This is a genomic window from Citrobacter sp. 506 (assembly GCF_050434985.1).
GTDB lineage: Bacteria > Pseudomonadota > Gammaproteobacteria > Enterobacterales > Enterobacteriaceae > Citrobacter > Citrobacter braakii.
In genome coordinates this window covers 549036-564170 of sequence record NZ_JBNDJN010000002.1, presented here as the reverse complement: position 1 = coordinate 564170, position 15135 = coordinate 549036, and the positions used below count along the sequence as shown (strand labels likewise).

General features: G+C 54.6%; 12 protein-coding genes. 5 read left to right on the top strand and 7 right to left on the bottom strand.

Features of this window, described 5'->3' with window-relative positions; translation table 11 throughout:
• Nucleotides 1-37: 37 nt before the first annotated feature.
• Nucleotides 38-1228: an NO-inducible flavohemoprotein gene (gene hmpA, locus ABIE10_RS12740; RefSeq protein WP_200080360.1), complete on the bottom strand. Its 1191-nt coding sequence runs from the start codon at nucleotides 1226-1228 to the stop codon at nucleotides 38-40.
• A gap of 326 nt (nucleotides 1229-1554) precedes the next feature.
• On the opposite strand from hmpA, the gene glyA reads away from it, so the two are divergent.
• Complete coding sequence (glyA, locus tag ABIE10_RS12735; protein ID WP_003835277.1) at nucleotides 1555-2808, top strand: serine hydroxymethyltransferase; 1254 nt, start codon at nucleotides 1555-1557, stop codon at nucleotides 2806-2808.
• A gap of 78 nt (nucleotides 2809-2886) precedes the next feature.
• Here glyA and hcaD read toward each other — a convergent pair whose 3' ends face one another.
• The 5 genes from hcaD to hcaE are packed head-to-tail and all read right to left on the bottom strand — an operon-like array spanning nucleotide 2887 to nucleotide 7104.
• Nucleotides 2887-4089, bottom strand: coding sequence for a phenylpropionate dioxygenase ferredoxin reductase subunit (gene hcaD / locus ABIE10_RS12730; RefSeq protein ID WP_429155921.1), 1203 nt, complete (start codon nucleotides 4087-4089; stop codon nucleotides 2887-2889).
• A 9-nt stretch (nucleotides 4090-4098) separates the two neighbouring features.
• Nucleotides 4099-4911: a 3-phenylpropionate-dihydrodiol/cinnamic acid-dihydrodiol dehydrogenase gene (gene hcaB / locus ABIE10_RS12725; protein WP_019077395.1), complete on the bottom strand. Its 813-nt coding sequence runs from the start codon at nucleotides 4909-4911 to the stop codon at nucleotides 4099-4101.
• Entirely contained in the window at nucleotides 4908-5228 is a 321-nt protein-coding gene (gene hcaC, locus ABIE10_RS12720) for a 3-phenylpropionate/cinnamic acid dioxygenase ferredoxin subunit (RefSeq protein WP_016154025.1), read from the bottom strand. Before hcaC ends, hcaB begins: the two co-directional genes overlap by 4 nt.
• Nucleotides 5228-5746, bottom strand: coding sequence for a 3-phenylpropionate/cinnamic acid dioxygenase subunit beta (gene hcaF, locus ABIE10_RS12715; protein WP_016154024.1), 519 nt, complete (start codon nucleotides 5744-5746; stop codon nucleotides 5228-5230). Before hcaF ends, hcaC begins: the two co-directional genes overlap by 1 nt.
• The gene (gene hcaE, locus ABIE10_RS12710; protein ID WP_429155918.1) at nucleotides 5743-7104 is read right to left on the bottom strand and encodes a 3-phenylpropionate/cinnamic acid dioxygenase subunit alpha; all 1362 of its coding nucleotides are present in this window, start codon (nucleotides 7102-7104) and stop codon (nucleotides 5743-5745) included. Before hcaE ends, hcaF begins: the two co-directional genes overlap by 4 nt.
• Before the next feature lie 135 nt (nucleotides 7105-7239).
• On the opposite strand from hcaE, the gene hcaR reads away from it, so the two are divergent.
• Nucleotides 7240-8133 carry a DNA-binding transcriptional regulator HcaR gene (hcaR, locus tag ABIE10_RS12705; protein WP_429155916.1) on the top strand — a complete coding sequence of 298 codons (894 nt, stop codon included), beginning with the start codon at nucleotides 7240-7242 and terminating at the stop codon, nucleotides 8131-8133.
• A gap of 3 nt (nucleotides 8134-8136) precedes the next feature.
• Here the strand turns inward: hcaR and ABIE10_RS12700 are convergent, their stop codons facing one another.
• The gene (locus ABIE10_RS12700; RefSeq protein ID WP_046275227.1) at nucleotides 8137-9330 is read right to left on the bottom strand and encodes an ROK family transcriptional regulator; all 1194 of its coding nucleotides are present in this window, start codon (nucleotides 9328-9330) and stop codon (nucleotides 8137-8139) included.
• A 114-nt stretch (nucleotides 9331-9444) separates the two neighbouring features.
• Here ABIE10_RS12700 and ABIE10_RS12695 point away from each other — a divergent pair, with 114 nt between their 5' ends.
• From ABIE10_RS12695 to ABIE10_RS12685, 3 genes are all read left to right on the top strand, one after another.
• Nucleotides 9445-12711 (top strand): DUF5107 domain-containing protein, encoded by a 3267-nt coding sequence (locus ABIE10_RS12695; RefSeq protein ID WP_429155913.1) that lies wholly within the window; start codon nucleotides 9445-9447, stop codon nucleotides 12709-12711.
• A gap of 72 nt (nucleotides 12712-12783) precedes the next feature.
• A complete protein-coding gene (locus ABIE10_RS12690) occupies nucleotides 12784-14223 on the top strand; it encodes a sugar porter family MFS transporter (RefSeq protein WP_046275225.1) in 1440 nt (479 codons plus the stop codon).
• A complete protein-coding gene (locus ABIE10_RS12685) occupies nucleotides 14223-15065 on the top strand; it encodes an aldose 1-epimerase (protein WP_046275224.1) in 843 nt (280 codons plus the stop codon). The genes ABIE10_RS12690 and ABIE10_RS12685 overlap by 1 nt, the downstream gene beginning before the upstream one ends.
• Nucleotides 15066-15135 lie beyond the last annotated feature (70 nt).

Here is a 15135-nt window from a genome sequence, read left to right as displayed (position 1 = left end):
GCTTGCCTGATGGCGCAGCGCCATCAGGCATGAGTAATTACAAGACTTTATGCGGGCCGAAGCATTCGTAATGAATGTTCTCGTTTTTCACGCCCAGACCGATCAGCTGCTTCGCGGCAAACTGCATAAAGCCAACCGGACCGCACAGATAAAACTGCATCGCCGGATCGCTGATTGCGCCTTCCAGTCTGTTCAAATCCATCAGACCAACGCTATCAAACGCACCTTTCGCGCGATCGGCTTCGGTTGGCTCACGATACCAGGTGTGTGCGCTAAAGCGTGGCAGCGTTTTGCCCAGTTCATTCACTTCATCGGCAAAGGCATGTACATCGCCATTTTCTGCCGCGTGGAACCAGTTAACCTGCGCCGTATGATTCGCTTTTGCCAGCGTATCCAGCATCGCCAGCATCGGGGTTTGACCCACGCCTGCTGAAATCAGAGACACTGGGGTATCGGTCGCAACGTCCATAAAGAAATCGCCCGCAGGTGCAGCTAAGTGAACGACGTCGCCCACATTCGCATGGTTGTGCAGCCAGGTGGAAACCTGACCACCGTCTTCACGCTTCACAGCAATACGGTAGCCTTTGCCATCGGGTTTACGGGTCAGTGAGTACTGACGAATTTCCTGATGCGGGAAACCTTCCGGCTTCAGCCAGACGCCCAGGTATTGCCCCGGATGATATTCAGCCACTGCGCCACCGTCGACAGGTTCAAATTCAAAGCTGGTGATAAGCGCACTGCGTGGGGTTTTTGCCACGATGTGGAAAGGACGGGTACCTTCCCAGCCGCCATTTTTATTGGCATTTTCACTGTAGATCTGCGCTTCACGGTTGATGAAAACGTTCGCCAGCACGCCGTATGCTTTGCCCCATGCATCCAGAACTTCCTGGCCTGGGCTGAACATTTCGTCCAGCGTTGCCAGCAAATGGCCACCTACGATGTTGTACTGCTCCGGTTTAATCTGGAAGCTGGTATGCTTCTGCGCGATTTTCTCAACGGCAGGCAACAGCGCCGCCAGGTTCTCGATATTGCTGGCATACGCGGCAATAGCGTTAAACAGCGCTTCTCGCTGATCGCCATTACGCTGGTTACTCATGTTGAAGATTTCTTTCAGCTCTGGGTTATGCGTAAACATGCGATCGTAGAAATGTGCGGTCAGCTTCGGGCCTGTTTCAACCAGCAGGGGAATGGTGGCTTTCACTGTAGCGATGGTTTGTGCGTCAAGCATACGGTCTTCCTTTATCTGAAATTTTAATGATGTATGTCAAATGCATCTTATAAAAAATACCCCTGCATTGTAAATGGTTCTTTGTCACTTTGCGTTGTAAAGGTTACATCGTGAAAAATCTGCATCACAAACCTGAAAAGAAATCCGTTGAAATTCAGCAGACCTTTGTTCTCCAAAGCCTTGCGTGCCGTGAAGGTAATCGTTTGCGTAAAATCCTTTGTCAAGACCTGTTATCGAAGAATGATTCGGTTATACTGTTCGCCGTCGTCCAACGGGACTGCCTTTTTAGGCCGAAATTCTATTGTTAGCTGAGTCAGGAGATGCGGATGTTAAAGCGTGAAATGAACATTGCCGATTATGATGCCGAACTGTGGCAGGCTATGGAGCAGGAAAAAGTACGTCAGGAAGAGCACATCGAACTGATCGCCTCCGAAAACTACACCAGCCCGCGTGTTATGCAGGCGCAGGGTTCTCAGCTGACCAACAAATACGCTGAAGGTTATCCGGGCAAGCGCTACTACGGCGGTTGTGAGTACGTTGATATCGTTGAGCAATTGGCTATCGATCGTGCAAAAGAGCTGTTTGGCGCTGACTACGCTAACGTACAGCCGCACTCCGGCTCTCAGGCTAACTTCGCTGTTTACACCGCTCTGCTGCAACCGGGTGATACCGTTCTGGGCATGAACCTGGCGCAAGGCGGCCACCTGACTCACGGTTCCCCGGTTAACTTCTCTGGCAAGCTGTACAACATCATTCCTTACGGTATTGATGAGTCCGGTAAAATTGACTACGAAGATATGGCTAAGCAGGCCAAAGAGCACAAGCCGAAGATGATCATCGGCGGCTTCTCTGCTTACTCCGGCGTTGTTGACTGGGCAAAAATGCGTGAAATCGCCGACAGCATTGGCGCATACCTGTTCGTTGACATGGCGCACGTTGCGGGCCTGATCGCCGCAGGCGTTTACCCGAACCCGGTTCCACACGCGCACGTAGTGACCACCACCACCCACAAAACCCTGGCGGGTCCGCGCGGCGGCCTGATCCTGGCGAAAGGCGGTGACGAAGAGCTGTACAAAAAGCTGAACTCCGCGGTGTTCCCAAGCGCGCAGGGCGGCCCGCTGATGCACGTGATCGCAGCGAAAGCCGTGGCGCTGAAAGAAGCGATGGAACCTGAGTTTAAGGTTTACCAGCAGCAGGTTGCCAAAAACGCCAAAGCGATGGTGGAAGTGTTCCTGAACCGTGGCTACAAAGTGGTTTCTGGCGGTACTGAAAACCACCTGTTCCTGCTGGATCTGGTTGATAAAAACCTGACCGGTAAAGAAGCTGACGCCGCACTGGGCCGCGCTAACATCACTGTTAACAAAAACAGCGTGCCGAACGATCCGAAGAGCCCGTTTGTGACTTCCGGTATCCGTATCGGTTCTCCGGCTGTAACTCGCCGTGGCTTTAAAGAAGCGGAAGTGAAAGAGCTGGCTGGCTGGATGTGTGACGTTCTGGACAACATCAATGACGAAGCCGTTATCGAGCGCGTCAAAGGTAAAGTTCTGGATATCTGCGCACGCTTCCCGGTTTACGCGTAATTCTGCTTAACGCAAAACAAAAGGCCGCTGATGCGGCCTTTTTTAATGCCTGATAGCGCTGCGCTTTTCAGGCTGCTATCACAACGACTTCAGCGCTACGCCTTCATCGCACAACGCTTCCTCGCTTACCACTCGTCCTGAATGAATTAACTTACGCAGTGCGCGCACTTCGCGTCCATTGTTGAGCGCTACTGCGCCAATTAGCTTCCCATCACGCAGGTGGAACCAGATAGCCTTGCCGTCATCTGGATTGCCACGACATAACCATGTTTGCCCTTGCATACCGCCAACAAATTGCAGATTGTCATTAAATTGGTCGGTCCAGAACCAGCCTGGCGTCTTCTCCGGCAACGGCAGATTAAGCATTGCGGCAGCGGCAATCTGTGCCTGGTTATTGGCATTTTCCCAGCTTTCTACCCGTTCTAACGAACCGTCGGGCTGGCGCGTTATCGCCACATCACCGGCGGCAAAAATCGCGGGATCGGAGGTGATGCAGGCGGAGTCAACGATAATACCGTTAGCCGTCTCCAGCCCCGCTTCGCGAGCCAGCGCATCATTCGCCACGATACCGATGCCATAAACCAGCGCATCGGCCTGTAGCATCTCGCCGTTTTGCAGGGTAAGCGAGAGAAACTCTCCCGCTTCAGCGTGCTCAATGGCGCTGTTGAGCAGCACCCGCACCCCTGCCTGTCGGTGGCGGTTTAGCAGATAGTCGCGCACCGGAGCTGGGGCGTTGCGACCCATTACCGTTGAGGCCAGCTCCACTAACGTCACCCGACAGCCGCGTTGGATCGCGCTGGCCGCTAATTCCAGGCCAATGGTGCCCGCACCGACAATCACAATCGCCTTGCCCGGCAGCAAGGCACCGCGCAGACGCTCGACATCTGTGGCGTGACGCAGGGTAAAGCAACGTTCGCCCAGTTTATCCAGTAGCGGCAGCGGTCTGGCGGCGGCCCCGGTCGCCAACAGCAACTGCGACCAGCGGTAGGACTGACCATCGGCGAGCATCAGCGTGCGCGAGGTGCGGTCAATCTGACGCAGCGTGACGCCAAGATGCAGCTGTACGTTGTTCTCCAGCCACCAGTCAGCATTCAGGATCGGCTGTCGCTGTGGATTTTCGTCCAGCAGCATCGCTTTGGAGAGCGGAGGGCGTTCATAGGGCAGATACGGCTCATCGGAAAACAGATGCAATTCGCCGTTAAATCCTTGCTGACGCAGTGCGACGGCGGCCATTGCCGCAGCCTGACCACCGCCGACGATAGCGATAATTTTATGGCTCATAACGCCTCCTCAGAGATCCAGTCCGGCGGCAACGTGACGAATACCGCGAATGCCCAAACCGGCATCGGCATTGATCATCACGCCACTCAATGTGCGATTGTTGCGCTTTGACGCCAGCATCACATACGGGCCGGTAAAATCCGCTGGCTCAGGAAAAAACTGCAACGGCAAAATGGCGGCGATTTTTTCCGGCGTCAGCGACTGCATAATCGACGTATCGCCCTGGCCCAGTGCCTGTGGGCCGCGCAGATCGGTCGCCATACCGCACGGACCGACGCCGTTGACGCGCACCTTTGGCGCCAGCTCGTAGGCTAACTGGCGAATCAACCCGGTGGCGGCATGTTTAGAGGCGGTATACAACGGACCGCCGCCGCCGGGATACCACGCCGCGTTGGAAAGGGTAAAGATGATGTTGCCTTCGCTGGCGATAAGCGCAGGGGCGCAGGCTTTTGCGCCCAGCAGATAGCCCAGCACGTTGACGTTAAACAGCTCATGAAAGCCGCTCTCCAGCGCGTCTGCTGGCGTATTGACCAGCGAGGCGTTGTGATCCCATATCCCGGCGTTGCCGATCAAACAGTCCAGCGTGCCGTAGCGCGCCAGAATTTGATCCACCGCGCGCTGATAGTCGGCGTAGCAGGTGACGTTGCCTTCTACTGCCAGCACATGTTCGCCAAAACGTTGGCGCAGGCTGGCGACTTTGGCTGGCGAAAGTTCCAGCGTGGCGACCCGCGCGCCTTCCTCAATGAAACGCTCGACCAGCGCCAGGCCAAGACCGGAGCCGCCGCCGGTGATAAAGACCACGTTATCGCGTAAATCGCTCATCTCGCGTCCTCTGGAATATCAACGAACACATCGCTACCTTCCACGTACACCGCGTAGGTGGTCAGCGGATCGGTGGCAGGTAAACACAACGCCTTACCGGTTTTCAGGCAGAAACTGGCGGCATGCAGCGGGCATTCCACCGTCGCGTCGTCTTCCAGATAACCTTCCGACATCGAGGCATTACCGTGGCTACAGCGATCGTTAATGGCATAAAACTCGCCGCCAACGTTGAACAGCGCGATGACGGGCGAGGTGTCGAGCCGGAGCGCTTCACCCTCCGGCAAATCCCCTACGGGGCAGGCATAAATACGACTCATCAGAACAATACACTCAGGTTATGGGAGGTGATCACCGCTTGATCCAGCACGATCTCACGCTCCAGTAAGCGCCACTCATCGCCCGGTAAACGGCGCACTTTGTCCATGCGCATGCCGACGTAAAAGGTTTCATCGCGCTCTTTTTGCGCGCGATACAGCAGATAGTTAAGGCGCACGGCGAACACATCCGGCACTTCGGTTTCACTGACCTGGCAGTTGCTGATCAGGTGTCGGGTACGCGACGGCGGCTCCTCTGCCCAGGCCATTCCGGTTTCCAGTCGCGCAATACGGCGTTCAAGCTGATCTTTGTTGTCGTTAAAAATCCAGGTGGTTGGCGGCTGCACGCCTTTGCGACGATCGCGCGTCTGGGCATTGACCGTTGTGCGCATGGTATAGCGAATGTCGTCATCCAGCTGCGCCAGCCAGTCGCGAAACTGCCAGTCATCCAGCAGGCTGGCTTCATGGTAGAGAAACTGCGTAATGCGGTGATGCAGTTCCAGGGAAACTAAAGCACTCATTTCATCACCTCCTGCTGGTAAGCGGCGGTTTTTTCCTGCACTTCCTGCCAGCTTTCGCTGCTGAGTAAATCAGCCCAGCGCTGATACATGCCGCGGGCGGCAGTTTCTGAGAAGATGTAGTTGGTGATCCCCGGAATGCCGTCTTCACGACGTCTCTCCTGACCTAACCCCATTTCCAGGCACAGTTTGCTATTACGCGCCCGATGGCCCTTCAGCAGTTTTTGAATTTCACACCAGTTTTCCGAGTCGTCCTGTTCAAGGAATCCGGCGGGGCCAAAAGCGCGCGTAGCGCTGTTTTCAAATGCGGATTTCACTTCATCAGAGGCGGCTTTATCGGTAATACAGAACGCCCACACTTCAACCTGATCAGGACCGCGCGGATGCCAGACGCGCAACGTAGCGGTACCATTGAGCCAGGAAAGCGTTGGAAAAATGTTGTTGTGACCGGCCAGACGCAGGGCACGAACCTTACCCAGACGCTGTTCAGCTTCCGCGTAGGTGTCGCGGTAGTAGCTGGAGACTTCGCCGTCGACCCACACGTTGGCATCCGGCTTTTCGGTAAAGAAGAAGCCGCTGCCGTGCCCGTCCTGGCCGAACTGTAGTGCATCTTTGGCGGTTTCCCACACCGGGCGAGCGGTTTGTCCGTCACCGAGGCGTTTATCGCTACCGTCGTCTTTTGCCCCCAACACCTGCACAGCGGAGGCATGACTGAACAATGCGTGATACTGATCGCTGGCAAACTGTTCGGCGGGGAATTTCCAGTTACAGTCGATGGTCCACTTCTGTACGCCGCCGACGATTTCTGTGCCGCCTTCGCGGCGGTCAAGCACGCCGTCGAGATACCACGCAATGTCGCCGAGATAATCGCGTAGCGTGGGCGCGGTGGTGTCCCAGTTGCCGAAAATCAGCCCTTTATAGCTCTCTACGCCAGGAACTTCGTTCAGTCCCCAGTGCGATTTGCATAGCCCTTGCGGGTAAGCGCGAGGCTCCAGCGGGACATCGATCAGCTCGCCATTGATACCGTACGACCAGCCGTGATACGGGCAGGTAAAGGCGCGAGTGTTCCCGCAGTCGGCGTAGCTGACGCGCATCGCCCGGTGGCGGCACTGGTTGAGAAACGCTTTGATGCTGCCGTCTTTCTGGCGAACCACCACGACCGCATCCTCGCCCATGTAGGTGTTAAAAAAATCACCGGCTTTGGGGATTTGGCTTTCGTGGGCGAGAAATAGCCAGCAGCGCCCGAAGATGCGCTCCAGCTCCAGTTGGTAAATTTCTGGGTCAGTATAAATCCGTGGGGTTACACGACCGTTTTGCGTGTCGATCAGTTGGTAGATGTCTAAATTTGAGGGTGTGGTCATATTTTTTAATCCTGAAAGGTAAGATGTATTGACCTTCTATTTTTGTGCCATAAGGATGTTGCTGGTTAGTTATCAATCTGTGAAATAGTAAATTTCTACCAGTTGAGACATTTTTTCGATAACAAGGAGAAGGGCATGGAACTGAGGCACTTACGCTATTTTGTGGCGGTGGCGCAGGCGCTGAATTTCACCCGGGCGGCAGAAAAGCTGCATACCTCTCAGCCGTCGTTAAGCAGCCAGATCCGCGATCTGGAAACCTGCGTGGGCGTTCCGTTACTGGTGCGGGATAAGCGAAAAGTTGCGCTGACGGCGGCCGGGGAGTGCTTTTTACAGGATGCGCTGTCGATCCTTGAGCAGGCGGAAAATGCCAAAGTTCGTGCCCGTAAAACGGGGCAGGAAGATAATCATTTCGCTATTGGTTTTGTCCCTTCCGCTGAGGTGAATTTGCTCCCGAAAGTGCTGCCCTTATTTCGTTTAAAACAACCGGATACACACATTGAGCTGGTAAGTCTGATAACCACCGAACAGGAAGAAAGGATCCTCAACGGAGAACTGGACGTGGGCTTAATGCGTCACCCGGTGTACAGCCCGGAGCTGGATTATCTGGAGCTGATTCATGAGCCGCTGGTCGTGGTGTTACCGGTGAATCATCCGTTAGCCAATGAGCAAGCGATCTCCGCAGAACAGTTACATGGCGTAAATTTTGTCAGTACCGATCCCGCTTATTCCGGGGCGCTAGCGATGATTGTCAAAAACTGGTTTCAGCAGCAGGAAAGCCAGCCCAATATTGTGCAGGTAGCGACCAATATTCTGGTGACCATGAATCTGGTCGGCATGGGGCTGGGGGTGACTTTGATACCCGGTTATATGAATAATTTTAATACCGGGCAGGTGGTTTTTCGGCCTATTGTTGGCGATGTTCCGACCATTGCCCTGCTGATGGCGTGGAAAAAAGGGCCAATCAAACCGGCATTGACCGATTTTATCGCCACTGTGCATGAACGTTTAGCCGTGAGCCTGGCGGAGTAATGACTACAGCTCGCTAAGCTGTGATTCGACATAAAGATAGCCAATTCCCATGAGTTGCTGAGGGCGATTAAGCTGACCGAAGCTTATCTGAGTTGCTCTGGCACGCGGGTTATCGCCGTGATCGAACGGATTAAACCCGGTTTGCTGTACCAGCGTATTGAGCCAGCTATCGCCAAATGCACAGCTACGACCATACAACCATATTTGATTAATGTTCAGTATATTCAAAAAATTATAAAGACTCAGGCCGATGGCGCTGGCGGCATGTTCGGCCCAGGCCTGAATGCGAACATCTCCGTGTTGCCAGGCAGTAATAAGCTGGTCGGTGGTGAGCGTTTCCGGGTCGTAAAGGGATGTCGGCTGCGATTTCATCCACACGCGGGCCTGCTTTTTCAACGCGCTCAATGACGCCACTGTTTCCAGACAGCCATAACGGCCACAGTCACAGGCGATCCCATCGGGATGAATGATGGTATGTCCAATCTGACCGCTGCCATACAGACTCCCGCGCCAGATGTTATCGTTAATCACAAACGATGAGCCAATACCGTAATCAACGTTAATCACGCAAAAATCACCGTTAGCCGCCGGGTTTTGCCATTTTTCCGCCAGCGCCAGCATCACGCAGTCATTATCCAGCCGGACCTGTACGCCGAGCATCTCCTCCAGCAGATATTTTATTTCCACCGGTGTTTTCCACGGTGCCTGAGGCATGGTTTTTGATGCGCCGGTTATCGGATCAACCTGACCGTGAACGCCAAGCGCCAGATTAATTGTGACCTCGGGAAATTGTCGACGGTATTCCCGCCAGTGCGCCGCCAATGCTGTCAGCAGCGCTTTTGGCGATTCGGGGTTGATGACTTCATGCTGCCAGTCGCCGACGGCAACCAGCCGAGCATCCGCCAGTTGACTGGTGATGCTGGTGGGGGTGACGTTGATACACAGCGTCCAGGCACCTTTTTCTGGCAAATGATAACTGCCACTGCTCAAACCGCGCTGGCTTAAAGTTTCTCGCGAATGGCTGATTCTTCCTTCATCCATCAGTTCTTCGAGGATATTGCTAACCGCCGGGATCGACAGGCTGGTGAGCTGCGCCAGCTGTGACTTGCTGAGCTGCTTTTCTCGCCACAGATGTGACAAAAAAATCTGTTTATTCGCCTGACGTACCCTGGCGTTGTTGAACCCCGAACGCTGCATTCACTTAACTCCCTTAACTATATTGCGTGAGCATTGCGCATTTTAACGCCACTTAACTGCCGCAGAATAGCATCAAGTTGAATTTTTACTTTTGTTTATTAAGTGGAGCGCGGCATGTACGGTTCAGTAAAAGTTTGGCAGGAAACGATCACCCTCCCCACGTGGACAGCGGGTGAAGAAGACGCCAACCCAATGTTTCTGGAAAAGCGAGTTTATCAGGGGTCTTCAGGAGCGGTTTATCCCTATGGCGTGATTGATACGCTGACCGGCAAACGTGAAATGCGCGACTATCAGGCGGTATGGATGGAGAATGACTTCATTCGCATCATGCTGCTGCCGGAGTTAGGCGGACGCATTCATCGAGCGTATGACAAAGTGCAGCAGCGCGACTTCGTCTACTACAACGAAGTGGTAAAACCTGCGCTGGTCGGTCTGCTTGGGCCGTGGATCTCTGGCGGCATTGAGTTTAACTGGCCGCAACATCATCGCCCGACCACCTTTATGCCGGTGGATTTTACGCAACAGCAGGGTGAGCAGGGCGAATACACCGTCTGGATGGGCGAGGTAGAGCCCATGCGTGGTTTACAGGTCATGACCGGATTCACGCTGTATCCGGATCGCGCGTTGATCGAGATAACCGGGAAGGTTTTTAACGGTAACGCTACCCCGCGCCACTTCTTATGGTGGGCGAATCCGGCGGTGAAGGGCGGCGACGATCACCAAAGCGTGTTTCCACCGGATGTGACGGCGGTATTCGACCACGGTAAGCGCGATGTTTCTGCGTTTCCCATCGCCACCGGCACATACTACAAAGTGGACTATTCGGCTGGCGTGGATATCTCGCGCTACAAAAACGTACCAGTGCCGACCTCCTATATGGCTGAAAAATCTGATTATGATTTTGTTGGTGCCTGGCATCACGGCGAGCGCGGTGGGTTGCTGCATGTGGCCGATCACCACGTTTCGCCAGGGAAAAAACAGTGGACTTGGGGTTATGGCGACTTTGGCGTTGCCTGGGATCGTAATCTCACTGATGACAACGGTCCGTATATCGAACTTATGACCGGGGTCTTTACCGATAACCAGCCGGATTTCACCTGGCTTGCGCCGTACGAAGAGAAAGTCTTCGTGCAAAACTTCCTGCCTTACAGCGAACTGGGTATGGTGCAAAACGCCAGCACGCAGTTGGCGCTTCGTCTGGTGCGTGAGAGTCGCCAGCTTTCTGTGGGCATTTATGCGATTGCGCCGTTACGCGATGTTCAGGTTACGCTTGCCGCACACGGGCAGCCATTCTATGAAAATACACTCACTCTGGAGCCGGGACAGAGCTGGCTGGCTGATGTGTCAGACAATGGCCATACCCGGGTGACAATGACCGTCACTAACGCCGATGGCACTACGCTTTTGCAGTACGAAGAGCACATTGCGCAAGAGTTACCGCTGCCTTCGGCGGCCGTCGCGCCAGCACAGCCAGAAGCACTCTCTAATACCGATGAACTCTATTTTATTGGTCAGCATCTGGAGCAGTACAACCATGCCAGCCGCTATGCTGAAGATTATTATCGCCGCGCGCTGGATGTTGATCCGCTGGATTACCGCAATAATGTGGCCCTGGGGACGCTGGCGCTAAACCGCGCGGACTGGGCGCTGGCGGCGTATTGTGCGAGTAAGGCGCTGGAACGGGCGCATAAGCTCAATAAAAATCCGCGTGATGGCGAGGCGAGCATGCTGCTGGCTGCCGCACAGGAACGTCAGGGCGACGATGACAGTGCTTGGGATAATTATTATAAGGCCAGTTGGAGCGGCAACTGTCGGGATGCGGCTTTCTGGTCGTTAGCGCGTCTGGCGATGAAGCGTCAGGACTACGTTGGCGCGTTGGAAAAGGTCGAGCAGAGCCTGCGCTTTAACGGCAGTAATAACCTGGCGATGGGACTGAAAGCGCTGGCGCTGGCAAAACTTGATCGCATTCCGCAAGCCCTGGACTACATTCGCCAACAGCTGGTTGATTATCCTCTGAGCTACACCCTGCACTATGCGCGTTGGGCCATCTGTCAGGACGAGGCGACGGCACAAGCGCTGATCTCGATTACCGGGCGGCGCGGTACCAACGCGTGTGAACTGGCAGGCTGGCTGATCTCATTGGGGCAAAAGGATGCTGCCCGTGGCGTGCTGGAACTGCTCGACAGCCAGGAAACGCTGCCTATGCTGTGGCGCGCCTCGCTAAGTGACAACCCACAACCCTTCATCGAACGTGCCCGCGAATGCCTGCAAAACCGCGTTCGTTTCCCCAATACGCTGGATGAAGTGCAGATGCTGCAAACCCTCGAACAGAGCGCTTTTGCCCGCTATTTACTTGGCTGTTTCTGGTACAGCAAACGGCGTTATGCCGAAGCGGTATCCTGCTGGCAGTTTACCCTTGCGCAGGAAGCGGATTTCGCTCCTGTACACCGCTTACTGGGGATCTATGCCTGGAACAAACTGCATGATGCGCAGCAGGCGATGCAGTATCTGTCGCAGGCCGTGGCACTGGAGCCGCAAAATGCCCGTTTCCTGTTTGAACTCGACTATCTCAAGAAGCTGATGGCGCAACCGGCTGAGCTGCGCCTGCAGCGACTGGAAGCCAGCAAAGAGATTGTCTTCCATCGTGATGATCTGACGGTGGAACTGCTCAGTCTGTGGAATGGATTAGGGCGTTACGACGATGCCGCAGCAGTATTACGTGAGCGCGTGTTCCATCCGTGGGAAGGTGGTGAAGGCAAAGCCACAGGGCAATATCTGCTGAATCAGATGCATCGTGCGCTGGCTGCCATTCAGTCCGGCGACCCGCAAACCGCCATCGCGCAGTTGCAACAGGCGTTGCACTACCCGCAAAACCTCGGGGAGGGGCGTTTACCCGGACAAACGGATAACGATATCTGGTATTTACTGGGACATTGCGCGCAGCAGCAGGGGTGTTTTGATGAATCCCAGCGTTACTTCTCCCGTGCGACACGCGGCGGTAGCACACTGGATGCTGGCCGTTACTACAACGACCAGCCTGTGGATTATCTCTTCTGGCAGGGTATGGCGCAGAGAAAACTTGGCGATGATGCTCAGGCGAACGCTCTGTTTAATAGCTTCCTGCAATGGGTTGAATCGCATCGCGACAATGTCCCGGATGTCGATTTCTTTGCCGTATCGCTACCCGATCTGGTGGTGCTGGATACCTCAGCACAAGCAAAACACCAGCAACACTGCCTGTTTATCAGTGTGCTCGGGCATCTGGGGTTGGGAAATAGTGCTGCTTGCCAGCGCGATCTTGACGCACTCCTGCAACTCAATCCGGCGCATGACAAGGCATTACTGCTACGTCACGCCATTAACGTAAGGCTTTTCCAGTAACACCCGAAATGGGTGGGGGCAACCTCACCCGAAACCTACTGTCCCCTGCGTTTCCCTGAAAGAGGAATCATAATGAATAACGCGCAGACACATTTAAAGATTGGTTACGTCTGGACTATCTGCCTGGTTGCGGCCTGCGGTGGTTTACTGTTTGGCTATGACTGGGTGGTGATCGGTGGGGCAAAACCCTTCTATGAAGCCTATTTCTCGATTACCGATCCGGCGCAATCCGGCTGGGCGATGAGTTCGGCTTTGGTCGGTTGTATCTTTGGCGCGCTGATTTCCGGATGGTGCGCCGATAAGTTTGGCCGAAAGATGCCGCTGATTCTCTCGGCGATCCTCTTTAGCGCTTCCGCCTGGGGAACTGCCGTCGCCAGTAATTTCGACATGTTTATTGTTTATCGCATCGTTGGAGGCGTGGGGATTGGTCTGGCGTCTGCGCTAAGCCCGTTGTATATCGCCGAGGTTAGCCCGGCTGAAAAGCGTGGGCGCTTTGTTGCCGTTAACCAGCTCACTATCGTGATTGGCGTACTGGCGGCGCAGCTTATCAACCTGATGATTGCCGAACCAGTAGCCTCAGGCGCTACGCAGCAGGCGATTGTGGAAAGCTGGAACGGTCAGACGGGCTGGCGTTGGATGTTTGGCGCTGAATTAGTGCCCGCGATAATTTTCCTGGTACTGATGTTCTTTGTACCTGAATCGCCGCGCTGGCTGGTGAAAGCAGGCAAAGCCGATCGTGCGCGTACCATGCTGCAGCGCATTGGTTCGGCGGAATATGCTGGTCAAACGCTGAAAGAGATTGAACATACGTTGCAAAAAGATAATCACAAGGTCGCGTGGTCAACGCTGTTACAACCGCAGATCAAACCGATCGTGATTATTGGAATGGTGCTGGCAGTGTTCCAGCAGTGGTGTGGGATCAACGTTATTTTCAACTATGCGCAGGAGATCTTCGCCTCTGCCGGATTCGACATCAACGGTACGTTAAAATCGATCGTGGCGACAGGGATCATCAATCTGGTCTTTACCCTTGCCGCTCTGCCGTTAGTAGACAAAATTGGTCGCCGTAAACTGATGTTGTTCGGGGCGTCAGGATTAACGGTTATCTATATGCTGATTGCCGGGGCGTACGGGTTGGGCATTATGGGTTGGCCGGTTCTGGTTCTGGTGCTGGCGGCGATCGCTATTTATGCCCTGACGCTGGCCCCGGTGACCTGGGTGCTGCTGTCTGAAATTTTCCCTAACCGCGTCCGCGGGCTGGCGATGTCGCTCGGTACGCTAGCGCTGTGGATTGCCTGCTTCCTGCTGACCTATACTTTCCCGCTGCTCAATGCGAGTCTGGGCGCGTCGGGAAGCTTCCTGTTGTACGGTGTGATTTGCGCGATGGGATTCATGTATGTTCTGCGTAATGTTCCGGAAACCAAAGGCGTGACGCTGGAAGCGCTGGAAGAGCAGCTGGCGGCGCAGCATACGAAAGTTGGCGCATCAGCCCAACAACGAAGCGCTCGCTAATGGATGGTCTGCTGATGCTACAAAACGCACATCTGCGGATGTGCGTAGATCCGCAGGGCGGTTCGCTATTAAGTCTGGTTTCGTTACAACATCAACAGGCAATTTTACGCGAAGGTCATGGTCAGCAGCCCGGTGATTGCGGCCTGTTCCCGATGCTGCCGGTCGCGAATCGGGTGGCGGGAAATCGTTTTATGCTGCGCGGTGAAGAGGTGGTGTTACCTCAACATGGCGCAGATGACACCTTTTTCCTGCACGGTGACGGCTGGCTGCAACGCTGGCAGGTTATCACCGTGACCCAAAGCGGTTGTTTGCTGCAGTTGCGCAGTTGGCATCCCTGTGGCTATGACTATACGGCGCAACTTTGCTATCAACTGGAAACCTCAAGCCTGCACGTCTCGTTGACGCTCACCCATTGCGGTGAACAGCCGATGATTTATGGCTGTGGGTTCCATCCGTTTTTCGCTTTTGATAAGCACAGCACGGCGCAATTCACCACCGGCGGCTACTGGCCGGAGGGGGAACAGCATCTGCCGCTGGAATGGCAACGTGAAATCCCTCCAGCGGCGGATTTCATGTACGCGCAATACGGCGAGGATAGCTGGCTGAACGTTGGATATTCTGGCTGGAGCGGGCGGGCCGTTATTCAGCGAGATGTGATGAAAGTCACGATTTTAGCGCAAACTCCATGGTTGATGCTGTTCAGAATGTCGGGTGAGGAGTTCTTGTGCCTGGAGCCGCAAACGCATCCGGTGAATGCCCACCACATGCAGGGGCAGCCGGGATTGCAGGTTTTAGCGCAGGGAGAACGCTGCCATTTTGCGATGCAGATTTGCGTCGAATAGGGCAAAAATCATGTTATCTGCCTGTTAATGCTCTCTTGCGCCAGCCTGCGTTTGTCGCCAGACTATCGCC